Origin of the sequence: Cupriavidus taiwanensis, from assembly GCF_900250115.1 — a bacterium.
Lineage (GTDB): Bacteria > Pseudomonadota > Gammaproteobacteria > Burkholderiales > Burkholderiaceae > Cupriavidus > Cupriavidus taiwanensis_B.
Map to the genome: position 1 here is coordinate 2400166 of NZ_LT984804.1, position 14190 is coordinate 2414355.

The 14190-nt window shown below is 71.6% G+C and carries 12 protein-coding genes; 5 read left to right on the plus strand and 7 right to left on the minus strand.

Annotated elements, in window-relative coordinates; genetic code table 11:
• Nucleotides 1–28 precede the first annotated feature (28 nt).
• The 3 genes from CBM2586_RS27370 to CBM2586_RS27380 all read left to right on the plus strand — a co-directional run bounded on the left by CBM2586_RS27370 (nucleotide 29) and on the right by CBM2586_RS27380 (nucleotide 2372).
• Nucleotides 29–1363, plus strand: a complete 1335-nt coding sequence (locus CBM2586_RS27370) for a tetratricopeptide repeat protein (protein ID WP_115690973.1) — start codon at nucleotides 29–31, stop codon at nucleotides 1361–1363.
• 90 nt (nucleotides 1364–1453) lie between these two features.
• Entirely contained in the window at nucleotides 1454–1846 is a 393-nt protein-coding gene (locus tag CBM2586_RS27375; protein WP_115690975.1) for a DUF6152 family protein, read from the plus strand.
• A 13-nt stretch (nucleotides 1847–1859) separates the two neighbouring features.
• A complete protein-coding gene (locus CBM2586_RS27380) occupies nucleotides 1860–2372 on the plus strand; it encodes a DUF6644 family protein (protein WP_115666191.1) in 513 nt (170 codons plus the stop codon).
• 39 nt (nucleotides 2373–2411) lie between these two features.
• Here CBM2586_RS27380 and copD read toward each other — a convergent pair whose 3' ends face one another.
• Genes copD through CBM2586_RS27400 form a run of 4 tightly spaced genes read right to left on the minus strand, consistent with a single transcriptional unit; the run spans nucleotide 2412 to nucleotide 6800 of the window.
• A complete protein-coding gene (gene copD / locus CBM2586_RS27385) occupies nucleotides 2412–3368 on the minus strand; it encodes a copper homeostasis membrane protein CopD (RefSeq protein WP_373424293.1) in 957 nt (318 codons plus the stop codon).
• A 3-nt stretch (nucleotides 3369–3371) separates the two neighbouring features.
• Entirely contained in the window at nucleotides 3372–3758 is a 387-nt protein-coding gene (gene copC / locus CBM2586_RS27390) for a copper homeostasis periplasmic binding protein CopC (RefSeq protein WP_115666189.1), read from the minus strand.
• Nucleotides 3759–3807: 49 nt separating this feature from the next.
• Entirely contained in the window at nucleotides 3808–4860 is a 1053-nt protein-coding gene (locus tag CBM2586_RS27395) for a copper resistance protein B (protein ID WP_115691520.1), read from the minus strand.
• Nucleotides 4861–4886: 26 nt separating this feature from the next.
• The gene (locus CBM2586_RS27400; RefSeq protein WP_240988040.1) at nucleotides 4887–6800 is read right to left on the minus strand and encodes a copper resistance system multicopper oxidase; all 1914 of its coding nucleotides are present in this window, start codon (nucleotides 6798–6800) and stop codon (nucleotides 4887–4889) included.
• A gap of 189 nt (nucleotides 6801–6989) precedes the next feature.
• Here CBM2586_RS27400 and CBM2586_RS27405 point away from each other — a divergent pair, with 189 nt between their 5' ends.
• Nucleotides 6990–7724, plus strand: a complete 735-nt coding sequence (locus tag CBM2586_RS27405) for a heavy metal response regulator transcription factor (RefSeq protein ID WP_115690979.1) — start codon at nucleotides 6990–6992, stop codon at nucleotides 7722–7724.
• Nucleotides 7721–9106 carry a heavy metal sensor histidine kinase gene (locus CBM2586_RS27410; protein WP_115666186.1) on the plus strand — a complete coding sequence of 462 codons (1386 nt, stop codon included), beginning with the start codon at nucleotides 7721–7723 and terminating at the stop codon, nucleotides 9104–9106. Before CBM2586_RS27405 ends, CBM2586_RS27410 begins: the two co-directional genes overlap by 4 nt.
• Nucleotides 9107–9322: 216 nt before the next feature.
• Here the strand turns inward: CBM2586_RS27410 and CBM2586_RS27415 are convergent, their stop codons facing one another.
• From CBM2586_RS27415 to CBM2586_RS27425, 3 genes are read right to left on the minus strand one after another with little or no spacing between them, the layout of a single operon-like run.
• Nucleotides 9323–11800 (minus strand): CHASE2 domain-containing protein, encoded by a 2478-nt coding sequence (locus CBM2586_RS27415; protein WP_115690982.1) that lies wholly within the window; start codon nucleotides 11798–11800, stop codon nucleotides 9323–9325.
• Complete coding sequence (locus CBM2586_RS27420) at nucleotides 11733–13418, minus strand: FecR family protein (RefSeq protein ID WP_115690984.1); 1686 nt, start codon at nucleotides 13416–13418, stop codon at nucleotides 11733–11735. The genes CBM2586_RS27415 and CBM2586_RS27420 overlap by 68 nt, the downstream gene beginning before the upstream one ends.
• Nucleotides 13411–14136 (minus strand): response regulator transcription factor, encoded by a 726-nt coding sequence (locus tag CBM2586_RS27425; RefSeq protein WP_115666183.1) that lies wholly within the window; start codon nucleotides 14134–14136, stop codon nucleotides 13411–13413. Before CBM2586_RS27425 ends, CBM2586_RS27420 begins: the two co-directional genes overlap by 8 nt.
• Nucleotides 14137–14190: the final 54 nt, after the last annotated feature.

A 14190-nucleotide genomic window follows, 5' to 3' on the forward strand; every position in this document is an offset into this window, starting at 1 on the left:
GCTGCCGCGCGGGCGCACGGAGACGGTCATGGCACTGACGGATTCCAGGGACCTCGCGGTCTCGACTTTGAACACGCGCTCGGTGGCGCGGTACGAGACCGCCCTGCGCCTGCTGAACGGCTACTACGGCGACCCGCTCGCAGTGATCGACGCGGCGCTGGCCGACGAGCCCGGCTTCGCCATGGGCCACGCGCTGCGCGCCGCGCTGATGGTGACCTCCGGCGACGGCACCGCCGAGCCCATGCTGCGCCAGAGCGTCGAGGCCGGCGAAGCCCTGCACGCCCGCGCCAACGAGCGCGAGCGCCGCCATATCGCCGCGGCGCGCGCCTGGCTCGACGGGGATTTCGAGCGTGCCGTGCGCTGCTATGGCGACATCGTGATCGATTATCCACGCGACCTGCTGGCGCTGCAGACTGCGCACCTGGGCGACTTCCTGCTGGGCCAGTCGACCATGCTGCGCGACCGCGTGGCGCAGGCCCTGCCGCACTGGGATGCCGGCATGCCCGGTTACGGCTTCCTGCTCGGCATGCACGCGTTCGGCCTGGAAGAAACCCAGCTCTACGAGCGCGCCGAGGAGGCCGGACGGCGCGCGCTGGAATGCCAGCCGCGCGATCCATGGGCGGTGCACGCGGTGGCGCACGTGATGGAGATGCAGGGCCGGCTCGACGATGGGATTGCCTGGCTGGAAGGCCGGCGCCAGGACTGGGCCGACGACAACATGCTGGCGGTGCATAACTGGTGGCACCTGGCGCTGTTCCTGCTGGAAGACGGCCGGACCGACGAGGTGCTGGCGCTGTACGACCGCGCCATCAGCCGGCCTGCGCCGGCGATCGCGCTGGACCTGGTCGATGCCTCCGCGCTGCTGTGGCGGCTGCACCTGCGCGGCGTGGACCTGGGCCGGCGCTGGCACGCGGTGGCGGATGACTGGCTCGGCCGCGGCGCGGCCGGCTATTACGCCTTCAACGACGTGCATGCGGTGATGGCCAGCCTCGGAGCGCAACGCCCCGCGGCGGCCGACCAGGTGCGCGCCGCGCTGGAGCGTGCCGCGCTGGGCAACGGCACCAACGCGATGATGTCGCGCGAGGTGGGGCTGCCGGTGGCCGATGCCCTGATCGCGTTCGCACAGGGCGATTACGCCACCGCCATCGAGCTGCTGATGCCGGTGCGCCTGGTGGCCCAGCGCTTTGGCGGCAGCCACGCGCAGCGCGACGTGATCGGCCTGACCCTGCTCGAGGCGGCGCTGCGCAGCGGCAGCGGCAACCTGGCGCTCGCGCTCACGGCCGAGCGCGCCGCGCTCAAGCCCGTCAGCCCTAGCCTGCGCCTCCTGGTGCAGCGCGCCGACAGCTGCCGCGCGCAGCCCTGAGTCACGCGCGGGCGCGGTGGCAAGGACGGCGAGGGCGGCGAGGGCGGGAATCGGCGCCTATACTGCACCTGTCCTGACCGGAGACCCGCCATGCCCAGCATCCGCGCCCTGTTCCGTGCCGCCCTGTTCCGCCCCGCCCTGAGCACCGCCCTGAGCACCGCCGCCCTGGCCATGGCAGCCATGCCGGCCGGCGCCCACCACGGCTGGTCTACCTATGACGAGACCAGGCCCATGACGCTGACCGGCAAGATCGTCGAGAGCCATTACGAGAACCCGCACGCGCACATCCGCGTCGATGCCGGCGGCAAGCGCTGGCTGGCGGTGCTGGCCCCGGTGTCGCGCATGGAAGCGCGCGGCGCGACCTCGGACAAGGTCGCGGTGGGCCGCGAGGTCACGCTGGTCGGCTACGCCAGCAAGGAAAAGCCGGACGAGCTGCGCGCGGAGCGCATCAACGTGGACGGCAAGACGGTAGAGCTGCGCTGAGCCGGCACGCCGCATGCCGGCGCTGTTCACCGCATGGACCGAATGGGCCGGCACGCTGGCGCGGCTGCCGTTCGCGACGGCGCTGCGCAGTTCGGCCTGGGCCTATCCCGCGGTGGAGATCGTCCACCTCGCCGGCATGGCGCTGCTGTTCGGCTCCATCTTCGTGGTCGACATGCGGCTGGCCGGGCTTGGCCGGCGGCTGCCGGTCAGCCTGCTGCTGCGCCATGCGCTGCCCTTCACCGTCGGCGCCTTCATCGCCGTCGCGGCCAGCGGCGTGCTGCTGTTCGTGGCCCATGCCGACGAGCTCGCCGGCAATCCGGCATTCCTCGCCAAGCTGGGCCTGATCGTGCTGGCGCTGGTTAACGTGCTGTGGTTCCACGCCGGACCTGGCCGCAGCCTGCACCACCGCGAGCGCGGCTGGGACGCCGACGCAGCGCCGCCTGTCGGCGCACGCCTGAATGCGATCCTGTCGATTGCCGCCTGGCTGCTGGTGATCTGCGCCGGACGGCTGATCGCCTATGTCTGACGCTGTGCGCCGACGCGGTCGCATGCGCCGGCCGTGGCGTCACGCCGGCGACAGCATGCCCAGCACCGCCACCAGCGCCAGCACCAGCGCGGCGATGCCGGCTTCCAGCAGCAGGCTGCGCCGCAGCGCCTGTATCGCCCGCAGCGCCGGAGCCGGTGCGCCCGTGCGCGCGGCCGCTGCCAGGCGCGGCGCCAGCGCAAACCGGTTCGCCGCCGCCAGGCCGAGCATGGTGGCAAACAGCGCGAGCTTGGCGGCTAGCAGCCCGCCGTAGGACATCGGCGTGAACTCCGGCATGGCCGGTCCGACGATGAGCCAGTAGTTGAGCACGCCGGTGACCACCAGCAAGGCCACGATGCGGGTGCCGATGCGCGCGAAGCCGTTGGCGCTGCGGCTCAGCAGCGCGAGCGCGGCGCCGTGCGGCGTCGACCCGGGCCACGCCTGGAGCAGGAACGCCGCCAGCGCCCCCACCCACGCGCCCGCCGCCAGCAGGTGGATCACGTCCGACGCCAGGTGCAGGTAGCGCACCGCGCCATCGTGCATCGCGCCATGCCCGCCCCATGCGAGCGTGGCCAGCGCCACGCCGCCAAACGCGGCGAGCACGGCGCTGGGCGCGCGCAAGCGGTGCAAGCGGTGCAAGCGGTGCAAGCGGCGCAGGTTGATGCCGGCCAGCACGAACAACAGCAGGGCCGCCACGCGCACGCACCAGGCCACGCCGAAATCGGTCCCGGTGACGATCATCGCCAGCACATGGCTCTGCACGGCGGCATAGTCGGACGCGCCGGTCATGGAGCGCGCCATCTCGACCAGGGCCAGCAGCGACAGCGCGATGCCGGCGCCGGCGCCGCCCAGCGCCAGCGCCCGGCAACGCCGCGCGAAGCGGCCGCAGAGTTCGTCCCGTTGCAGCGCGTAGAGGCAGAACAGCGGCAGCCCGAACACCAGGGCGAGGTCGAGATAAAGCGCCAGGCGCAGCCCGGCGGCCAGCCATTGCGGCTGCACCAATTACTTCACCGTGAAGGTGACGTTGCCATTGACGGGATGGGTGTCGGAAGAAACCGCGCGCCAGTCCACCCGGTAGCTGCCCTGCGGCAGCGGCTGGGTCGGGGTGATGACCATGGTTTTGGGGTCATCGCTGCCCGCGACCTTCACCGCCATCTTCATCGGCGCATGATCGGCCATGCCCGGCATGCCGGTCATCACCAGGTTGGCGCCGGAAAACCGGGTGACGAGATTCTCGGAGAAGCGCAGCTCGATTTTCTGCGGCGCAGGCACCTCGGCCTTGTCGGCAGGCGTCGATGATTCCAGCTTGGGATGCGCGAAGGCAAGGCTGCTGGCCAGCGCGGCGATGGCCGCAGTCATGGCGTGGATCAGGGGGCGATTGGCATGCATGGTGGTCTCCGCTGAGGGATGTAGAAGTGTGATGGTCCAGGCGACCGCGTCAGAACCACGCGCGAACGCCGGCGACGAAGCGCGTTTCGCCCGACTTGCCGCCGGCCGTGCGGATCATGTCCGCGGTATTGCCGAAGGTCTGGTAGCGCTCCACGCCGATATACGGCGCGAACTGCCGGCTGAACTCATAGCGCAGCCGCAGCCCTACGGTGCCGTTGGACAAGCCGCTGCCGATGCCCACTTCCGGATCGTTCTTGCCGTAGAGATTGGCCTCGATGCGCGGCTGCAGGATCAGGCGCTGGGTCAGCAACAGCTCGTATTCCGCCGACAGCCGCAGCGCGGTCCGCCCGCTGGTGCCGACATAGGCGGTGGCGTCGACCTCGAACCAGTACGGCGCCAGGCCCTGCACGCCGAACGCCAGCCAGTTGCGCGCCGGGCGCCCGCTGCCGGCGTCGTTGCGCAGGCCCAGCTGGGTGTCCCAGTAGCTGGCCACGGCATGGCCCCACAGCAGTTCGGTGCGCGCTTCGTGCAGCTTGCCCCCGGAGGCCTCGCCCTCGGCCTTGAGCACCAGCTTGTCGAAGCTGTTGCCGAACCACGCCTGTGCCTCGTAGGCGGCGGCATTGCTGCCGTTGGCGTGGGCCCACTCCAGGCGGTCGACCAGCAGCGACGCGAACAGGTGCTCGTCGGCCATCACCAGCTGGCGCTTGTCGCCCAGCGCGTACTGGCCGACGCCGAGCTGGTAGCCCCCGGAATAGGCGTGCGGATCGCGGGCGTCGGGCGGCGCGCTGCCGCCCTGCATCTTCATGTCGCCATGGTCCATCGCCGCGGCCGCCTCTTGCGGCGGCGCGCCGTCGCCGTCCATGGTCTGGATCTCCTGCTGGTCCATGCCTTGCATCTGGCCGTGGTCCATGCCCTCCATCTGCCCGTGGTCCATGCCCTGCATCTGGCTATGGCCCATGCCCTGTACCGTGGCGGGCGCCGCGGGCGCAGCTTGTTGACCGTGGGCGTGCGCATGGCCGGCTTGCGGGTCCTGCGCAAAGGCTGCGCCGATGGCGCCCAGCGCCAGCGCCGCGGCCAGCATGGTCTTCTTGAATCCGGGCATCGGCATCGAGAGTTCAGCTTGCTTCATCACGCCACCACCACTTCGCGGAACATGCCCGCATCCATATGCAGCATCAGGTGGCAATGCCAGGCCCAGCGCCCGAGGGCATCGGCCGTGACCAGGAAGCTGATGCGCTGCGCCGGCTGTACCGGGATGGTGTGGCGCCGCGCCTGGAAGCTGCCGTCGGGCGCCTCGAGCTCGCTCCACATGCCGTGCAGGTGCATGGGGTGGGTCATCATGGTGTCGTTGTGCAGGATCACGCGCAGCCGTTCGCCATGCTTGAAGTAGATCGGCGTCGACTTGCCGAACTCGACGCCGTCGAACGACCACGTGTAGCGCTCCATATTGCCGGTCAGGTGCAGCTCGACCTCGCGCCCCGGCCCGCGCGCATCCATGGCCCCGCCGATGGTGTGCTGGTCGGCCAGCGTCAGCACGCGCCTGCCGTTGTTGCGCAGGCCGATGCCGGGGTCGTCCAGGTTGGTGCGGGCCATGTCGACGCGCATGTCGGTGCTGGCGCCGTATTCGGTGCGGGCATGGCGCGCGGTCTTGCTGGGCACCCGCAGCGCATCGGCGGGCGCCATCGCGTGCTGGCTGTGGTCCATGCCGGCGTGGTCCATGCCCGCCATCTGCATGGCACCCTGGCCGGCCTCTCCGCCATGGCCGCCATGGCCGCCATGTCCTCCGTGACCGCCGTGGCCGCCGTGGCTGGTCATCGCGCCCATCATGTCGGTCATGGTCAGCCATTCGGCCCGGTCCAGCGCGGGTACCGGCGCCGACAGGCCTTCGCGCACCGCCAGCGTGCCGCGCGCATAGCCGGTGCGGTCCATCGACTGCGCGAACAGGGTGTAGGCGTCTTCGCGCGGCGTCACGATGGCGTCGCAGGTCTCGCCGGGTCCGAAGCGGAATTCGTCGACGCTGACGGGCTCGATATCCTGCCCGTCGACCTGCACCACGCGCAGCTCGAGCCCGGGGATGCGCACATCGTAGAAGGTGTTGCCCGAGCCATTGATAAAGCGCAGCCGCACGGTCTCGCCGCGGCGGAACAGGCCGGTCCAGTTGCCCGCCGGCGTGACGCCGTTGGCCAGGTGCGTCAGGGTGGCGCTGGACAGGTCCGCCAGGTCGGTCGGGCTCATGCGCATCTGGTTCCACATGCGGCGCTTGTCCAGCGCCTGCTTCAGCCCGTCGCGCGACACGTCGCGGAAGAAATCGACCACCGTGGGCTGGTTGTAGTTGTAGTAGTCACCCTGGATCTTGAGCTTGTTCAGCACCCGCATCGGGTCTTCGTCGGTCCAGTCCGACAGCAGCACGGTATGGTCGCGGTCGGCATGCGCGCGCTCGTGCCCGGAGGCCGGATCGATGACGATGCCGCCGTACACGCCGGTCATCTCCTGGAAGCCGGAGTGCGAGTGATACCAGTAGCTGCCCGTCTGCGCCACCTTGAAGCGGTAGGTGAAGGTCGCGCCGGGCGGTATGCCCGGGAAGCTGATGCCGGGCACGCCGTCCATCTGGTAAGGCAGGATGATGCCGTGCCAGTGGATCGAGGTGGCCTCGCGCAGGCGGTTGGTCACACGGATGGTGACGGTGTCGCCCTCGCGCCAGCGCAGCGTCGGGCCGGGCAGCATGCCGTTGATGGTGGTGGCGATGGCGGGCTTGCCGGTGTAGTTGACCAGCGATTCGCCGATCACCAGGTCGAACTCGGTGCCGCGCAGCACCGGGCCGGCACCGCTGCCGGCCGGCCCAGGCTGTCCGTCGCGCGCGCCACCGCCGTGCCCGGCATGCTGGCCCCAGGCGCTGCCGCCAAACCCGGCCAGGCCGGCGACCACGCCGCCGGCGGCCAGTCCCTGCACGAAGCGGCGGCGCCGCAGGTCGGGCAAGGCGCAGAGCGGATCAGGCAGCAAATGAGGCAGCGCTGGGCGGCCTGGGCTTGGATGGCGTCGCATGTCACATCGGTTCGGTTAGTCAGCACGCCAAGCGTAGCCAGCGCCACCCTACCGCGGTCTGACCGGAACATGACAATCCGGTAATCTTGCGGTCATGTTGGCGCCGGCAATGCCGGCGTAGAGTTGCCCGGCCGTCATGAAGAAGTCTTGAGAGCAATCGGCCGGACCGATCGCGTAAGGAAAGTACTGATGAAACTGCTTGTGGTGGAGGACGAGTCCAAGACCGGCGAATACCTGCGCCAGGGGCTGACCGAGGCCGGCTTCGTCGTCGACCTGGTGCGCAACGGGCTGGACGGCCAGCACATGGCCATGACCGAGCCCTACGACCTGATCATCCTGGACGTAATGCTGCCGGACGTGGACGGCTGGCGCATCGTGCAGGCGCTGCGCGCGGGGCAGAACGCCGTGCCGGTGCTGTTCCTGACCGCGCGCGACAGCGTGGCGGACCGCGTCAAGGGGCTGGAGCTGGGTGCCGACGACTACCTGGTCAAGCCGTTCGCCTTCTCCGAACTGCTGGCGCGCGTGCGCACGCTGCTGCGCCGCGGCACCGCGCAGATGACGCTGGACCGCATCCAGGTGGCCGACCTGGTGCTGGACCTGACGCGCCGCCGCGCCACCCGCGCCGGGCGTCGCATCACGCTGACCAGCAAGGAGTTCGCGCTGCTGGAACTGCTGGCGCGCCGCCGCGGCGAGGTGCTGCCGCGCTCGCTGATCGCCTCGCAGGTGTGGGACATGAACTTCGACAGCGACAGCAATGTCATCGACGTCGCGATCCGGCGCCTGCGCGCCAAGATCGATGACGGCTTCGAGGCCCGCCTGATCCAGACCGTGCGCGGCATGGGCTATGTGCTGGAGGCGCCCGACGCCGCCGAAGCGGCCGACGCGGCCGACGCGGCTGACGGGCCGCACGGGCAGCACCGATGAAGCCCCGCCTGTCGCTGACGGCGCGGCTCACCATCCTTTTTTCGCTGTCGTCGGCGGCGGTGCTGCTGGGCCTGGGCGTGCTGATCTGGCTGGCGATCGACGATCATTTCGCCGACGAGGACTATGCCGTGCTGGACGACAACGTGCGGCTGATCGAAAAAATCGCGGCCGACGGCCCGGCGGCGTCGCTGCCGCAACGCCTGGGGCCGGCGCTGCAGCACCATGCCGGCTTCGTCGCCGAGGTGCGTGGCGCCGATGGCAAGCGCCTGTACGCCACGCGGGATTTCGACTTCCGCGCGGCGCTGGCCGCCGCCGCGCGGGTGCCGGCCGGAAACGGCGCCTTTGCCTGGGAACAGGCGGGCCAGACCTACCGCGGCCTGCGCGCGCAGCTGTCGGTGGCGCCGGCCGGCAGCCAGCCGGGCGCGCTGCAGGTGCTGGTCGGCATGGACACGGCGCTGCATGACCACTTCCTGCACGCGTTCCGCAGCACGCTGGCCTTCTACGGCACGCTGGCGGCGCTGGCGAGCGGGCTGCTGGGCTGGTGGGCGGCGCGCCGCGGGCTGTCGCCGCTGCGCACCATGGCCTCGCGCGCGCGCGCCGTGACCGCGCACAAGCTGGACGAACGCATGCCGGTCGACGCCGTGCCGGTGGAGATGGCGGACCTCGCCGCCACCCTCAACGCGATGCTGGAGCGCCTGCAGCGCGACTTCGCCCGCCTGTCGGAATTCTCGTCAGACCTGGCGCACGAGCTGCGCACGCCGATCACCAACCTGATGACCCAGACCCAGGTGGTGCTGTCGCAACCGCGCGATGCCGCGCGCTACCGCGACGTGCTGGCTTCGAACGTGGAAGAGTTGCAGCGGCTCTCGCGCATGGTCTCGGACATGCTGTACCTGGCCAAGACCGAGCACGGCATCACGCTGCCCAGCGCGGAACCGATCGAGGTGGCGGACGAAGTCGCGGCGCTGTTCGATTTCTACGATGCGCTCGCCGAGGACAAGGACGTGCGGCTCACGCTGCGCGGCCGCGGCCGCATCACCGGCGACCGGCTGATGCTGCGCCGCGCGCTGAGCAACCTGTTGTCGAATGCGCTCCGGCATACACCCGCGGGCAAGGGCATCGTGGTGGAAATCACGCCCGGTGCCGACGCGGTGCAGGTGGTGGTCGAGAACGAAGGCGAGACCATCCGGCCGGAGCTGCTGCCGGTGCTGTTCGATCGCTTCTTCCGCGCCGACAAGTCGCGCGCGCGGCCCGAGTCCGATGGCGCGGGACTGGGGCTGGGGCTGGCGATCACGCAGGCCATCGTCGCCGCGCACGGTGGCGCAATCGGCGTGTCGTCAGAGGCGGGCAAGACGCGCTTTACCCTGACATTGCGCGCTTAGGGCTGGGCCTGGTTCTGCCCTCGGTTTCGCGCCTGGGGCAAAAAAGCCGCCCACGCCAGTTACAGCCGTGGGGGAGCTGGCGTGGGCGAGAAGACCGCCGGATGCGGCTCCAGCGGTGCTCCGATGCTACGCAAATGCCCCGTTTGCGACTGCCAACAATTGTGTCGGTGGCCGTAACAGGCAATGCCCCTGAACGCGTCCCACGCTGCGCCGCGATCATTGCGGAGTGGGCTGCGCGGCCCGGGAAAACGGCAGCTCGAGGCGGAACACCGCACCCATGCCGGACCGGCTGCGCACGCTGGCCCGGCCGCCATGCCGCTCGGCCACCGCGCGCACCAGCACCAGGCCCAGCCCGGTCCCTTCCGGCGCGCCCTGCGGGCCCTGGTGCAGCCGCGCGAACGGCTCGAACAGCCGGGCCTGGTCTGCCTCGGCAATGCCTGGCCCATGGTCCTGCACGGCCACCACGAAGCACTCCGCCTCGCGCGTCAGCGAGACCGTCACGGTCGCGCCCGCCGGGCTGAACTTGATCGCATTGCTGACCAGGTTGGCGATGGCGCGCACCAGCAACGCGGGTTCGCCCTGCAGCACCGCGGGATCGTCGGGCAGGTCGATCTGCAAGGACAACTCGCGTGCCTTGGCCAGCGCCCACAGCTGGTCGGTGGCGTCGAGCACCAGTCCGCCGAGCTCCACCTCCATGAACGCCAGCGCCTTCGACTCCGCGCGCGCGACGCTGATGAAATCGTCGGCCAGCGTCAGGGTGCGGCGCGCATGCGCGGCGATGCGCACCAGCACGCCGCGCTCCGCGGCCGCATCGCCGGGGCCTGCGCCGGCAAGCTGCGCGCGGCGCTGTTCCAGTTCGATCAGCGCCAGGATCGACGCCTGCGGCGAGCGCATGTCGTGCGACAGGAAGCGCAGCATCTGCTCGCGCTGGCGCTCCGCCAGGCGGATCGCGGTGATATCGATGACGCTGACGATCAGGCCCGCCACGGCGCCGGATTCGCCGTGCAGCGGCGCGCCATGCAGCAGGTAGCGGCGGTCGCCGCGCCCGGACACTTCGATGCCGCCCTCGGGCACCGGCACCGGCACCACCGGCGCGCCGGCGTAGCGCTCGTGCAGCGCCTGCCAGTAGGCCAGCGCCGACGCCGGCGCCGGGCACACCGCCTCGATCAGGGCGCGGATGCCGGGGCGCGGCGATCCTTGCGCCAGCACCGCCGGGGCCAGCGCCACACAGCGCCGGTTGGCCAGCAGCACGCCGCCGTCCAGGTCGCAGATGGCGGTGGCATCGGGCAGGCTTTCCAGCCCGTCGGAAAGAAAGCGGCGCAGGCCGCGCAGCTGTGCGCTCATGGCGTAGACCGCGCGCATGCGGCTGTCGAGCGTGGCGCCCGGATGGCGCGGCGCGGGCATCACGCCGGGCTCGCGCTCCAGCCGCGCCAGCTCGTCGCTCAGGAAGCGCAGCGCCGCCTCCTGGCGCAGCCAGCTCCACAACGGATAGAACAGCACGCAGCCCAGCACCGCGGCGGCCGGGGCGAACCATAGCCGCGCCAGCGCCAGCATCGCCAGCGAGCCCAGCAGCAGGCCCGCCAGCAGCAGCCCGGTGGCCAGCAGGGCGCCGCGTGGCGGCAGCCGCAGCGCGGCCAGCGCCGCCAGCAGCACCGCCAGCAGCGTGCCGCCGGCCTGCCATGCCGGACTTACCGCGACAATGGCATCGCCGTCGCTCACCGCCTGCACGGTGTTGGCCAGGATCTCGACGCCGCTCATGCCGCGGCCATCGCGCGAGACCGGCGTGGGCAGCACGTCGCCCATGCCGGTGGCGAGCGCGCCGATCAGCACCGCCTTGCCGGCAAACCTGGCCGGATCGATGTGGCCTTCCAGCACGTCGCGCACCGACACGCGGGCAAAGGTGCCGGGCGGGCCGGCATAGGGAATGCGCAGGCGGCCGCTGCGTTCCCAGCCATTGGCCTCGGTGACCACGGCCGGCTCGTGGCGCACGCCGTCGGGCAGCGCGCCGGCGCGACCGAAGCCCGCCATCACCGCGGCCAGGTGCGGCACGCCTGCGGCGGCGACCGGGTGGGGGCCCTCGCGCAGGTAGACCTGGCGCGCCACGCCGTCGGTATCGACCACCATGTTGATATGGCCGACGGCGGCACCCAGTCCGGCCAGCGGGTAGCGCACCAGCATGCCGGCGGGGCCGGGCTCGGCCAGCACCGGCAGCACCACGTTGCCGGCCAGCGCCATGCTGCGCGCCAGCACGGCGTCGTCATGCGGATAACGGGTATCGCGCTCCGACAGGATCACGTCGACGCCGATCACGCGCGGGCCGCCGGCGGCGATGCGTTCGATCAGCTGCGCCAGCACCGCGCGGCGCCACGGCCAGCGGCCGATCGCGGTGATGCTGGCATCGTCGATGCCGACGATGACGATGTCGTTGCGGGCGGGATGGTGCTGGGCGCCGATGGCGATGTCGTAGGCGGCCAGGTCGGCGCGTTCGGTCCAGCCCTGGCGCGCCGCCAGCATCACCAGCGCCAGTACCGCGGCGGCCAGCAGGCACCATTCGACCAGCGTGCGCCGGCCGAAGGCGCGTCCCGTCGCGCGCGACTCCGCGCGCACGCCCGGCCGGCGGCTTGCGTCAGCGGAGCCGGACGCGGCCACCGCCGTCCGGCCGGTCGCCCGAGCCGATTGCGCCGCCCTGCCCATCGCGCAGCAAGGCGATGACGTCGATGCGCTGCGGCGCCGAGAACGCGGCGGGCTCGGGCGCCACGCCGGGCGCGGCGCGCGCCACCCGGATGAAATAGACCCCCGGCGCGGGGCGCGGCAGGTCGATGGCGTTGCTGGCGGTGTGTTCGTCCGCCAGCAGCGTGGCGAAGCCCGCGTCGGCCGCCAGCTGCACCCGGTAGCCGGGGCCGCCGCCGCCATCGGGCCAGCCGATGTGCAACGCGCCGCCGTGGTCCTGCAGGCTCGGCACCGGCGGCTTGGGCTCGACGCGGAACGGCACCGCGTCCGACCACGGCCCCGGCAGTCCCGCCGCATCGACGCTGCGCACGCGCCACCACCAGCGGCCCGGCGCCAGCGCCTGCGCGGCGGGCGACGCGGCGGCGGCGTGGAGCGCGGCGTCGCGGGTAAAGGCGGCATCGGTGGCAAGCGCCAGCTCGTAGCGGGCCGCGCCCGGCACCGTGGCCCATTCGAAGCTCACGGCATCGGCATAGCGCACCGCATCCGCGGCGGGCTGCTGCGTGAACGGTGCCGGCGGGTTCAGCCGCACCGACACCGGCGCCTGCGCCTCGTGGCCGGTCAGCTGGTGCCGGTCGATGGCGCTGACGCTCAGGTGCAGCGTGCCTTCCGGCAGGCCATCGACGCGCACCCTGGCGGCATCGGCGCCGCTGGCGGTGCCGGTCCAGACCAGTTCGCTCAGCGCCGCATCGCGCGCCACCCGCACGCGGTAGGCCACCGCGCCCGGCACCGGTTGCCAGGCCGCCTCGAACGACCGCCCCAGCACGGTTTCATCGGGCGGCAACAAGGCCGGCGCAGGCAACAGCGCCACCGGTTGCGACAGCTTGCCGCCGGCCGACACGCCCATGCCATAGCCGGCCTCGAGCGACGCCGCCGCGGTCATGGCGCGCTGCGGTGCCGCTGCGGACCGTGCGCGCGCGGCGCTGACGCCGACCCGGCCCTGCAGCACCTCGCTGCGGCTGCCGCCCGCGTCGGCCGAAACGCGATAGCGGGTGCCGCGCACACCGGTCACCATCATCGGCGTATGCATCTCGAAGCGGCCGACGCCGCCGCCCTCGGGCGCGACGCGGGTCTCGGCCGCGCCCTGGTCGATGCCGATCACGGTGTCGACCAGGCCGCTGCGCGCGAAGGTGCGCAGCCGCTTCACCGCCACCGTGGTCGCGGGCGGCAAGGTGACGCGGGTGCGGTCCGGCAGCTCGAGCGTGACCGAGGCGCCGGCGGGGGTCTCGATGCGCGCGGCCTCGTCCAGGTTCATGCCGACCTGCACCGGCCGGCCATTGGCGCGCACCGCGCCGCTCACGTAGACCACGCGCGCCGACGCCGCCTGTTCCGGGATCTGGCTGAGCGGGATGCGCACGCGCGAGCCCGGCACCAGCCGGTACGGATCGGCCACGCCGTTGAGGCGCTGCAGCGTGCGCCAGCCCTGTTCCGAGGCCATGTAGCGCGAGGCCAGCCCGATCAGCGTATCGCCCGGCTCGACCACGTAGATGAAGTCGGCGCCCTGCGCGCCGGCGGGCCCGGCCTGCGCCGGCACCGCCGCACCGGCCAGCAGGGCCAGCGCGATACCGCGCACGACCCTACGCATCGCGGTGCTCGTCCGCCTGCGCTTCGGCCGCGGAAATCTCTTCGAAACGATAGCCGTGCGAATACACCGAGGTCAGCCGCACCCCGTTCTCGGGGCGCAGCGCCAGCTTCAGGCGCAAGCGGGAGATATGCGTGTCGAGCGTGCGCGAGCCCGCTCCCATGGCGCGGCCCCACACCGCCTGTTCCATCACCTCGCGCGCCAGCAGGCGCCCGGTATTGCGGAACAGGAACAGGGCCAGCTCATATTCGCGCGGCGACAGCACCGCCGCTGCGTCGCCGACGGTGATGGTGCGCGCGTGGGTGTCGACGGTGTAGTTGCCGCGCCGGATCAGCTCGACTTCCTGCGCGGCCTCGGGGTAGGCACGGCGCAGCAGCGAGCGCACGCGCGCGACCAGCTCGCCGGCGCGGATGGGCTTGAGCATGTAGTCGTCGGCGCCCACCGTCAGGCCGTCGACGATATCGGCTTCGGCGGTGCGGCTGGTGACGAACAGGATCGGCGGCATGTTGCCGGACTTCTGCCGCACCCAGCTGACCAGTTCATAGCCGCTGGTGCCCGGCAGCTGCCAGTCGACCAGCAGCAGGTCGTAAGCGCGCTCGCGCAGCGCGCGCAGCAGGTCGGCGCCGTTGGCGAAGGATTCGCACTCGAAACCGGCTTCGCCCAAAATCTGACGGATCAGTTCGGCCTGATCCGGATCATCCTCCACGGATGCAATTCGCATACCTCTACACCCTTCTGCCAGCTTCCGACTGCAACTGCGGTCTTTGCCACGGCG

Coding starts and splice junctions, on each gene's coding strand:
- CBM2586_RS27400 (WP_240988040.1), bottom strand. CDS start 6,800: ATGCGACGCCATCCAAGCCCAGGCCGCCCAGCGCTGCCTCATTTGCTG.
- CBM2586_RS27410 (WP_115666186.1), top strand. CDS start 7,721: ATGAAGCCCCGCCTGTCGCTGACGGCGCGGCTCACCATCCTTTTTTCG.
- CBM2586_RS27370 (WP_115690973.1), top strand. CDS start 29: ATGGCACTGACGGATTCCAGGGACCTCGCGGTCTCGACTTTGAACACG.
- CBM2586_RS27415 (WP_115690982.1), bottom strand. CDS start 11,800: ATGGGCAGGGCGGCGCAATCGGCTCGGGCGACCGGCCGGACGGCGGTG.
- CBM2586_RS27380 (WP_115666191.1), top strand. CDS start 1,860: ATGCCGGCGCTGTTCACCGCATGGACCGAATGGGCCGGCACGCTGGCG.
- copC (WP_115666189.1), bottom strand. CDS start 3,758: ATGCATGCCAATCGCCCCCTGATCCACGCCATGACTGCGGCCATCGCC.
- CBM2586_RS27405 (WP_115690979.1), top strand. CDS start 6,990: ATGAAACTGCTTGTGGTGGAGGACGAGTCCAAGACCGGCGAATACCTG.
- CBM2586_RS27395 (WP_115691520.1), bottom strand. CDS start 4,860: ATGCCCGGATTCAAGAAGACCATGCTGGCCGCGGCGCTGGCGCTGGGC.
- CBM2586_RS27375 (WP_115690975.1), top strand. CDS start 1,454: ATGCCCAGCATCCGCGCCCTGTTCCGTGCCGCCCTGTTCCGCCCCGCC.
- CBM2586_RS27425 (WP_115666183.1), bottom strand. CDS start 14,136: ATGCGAATTGCATCCGTGGAGGATGATCCGGATCAGGCCGAACTGATC.
- CBM2586_RS27420 (WP_115690984.1), bottom strand. CDS start 13,418: ATGCGTAGGGTCGTGCGCGGTATCGCGCTGGCCCTGCTGGCCGGTGCG.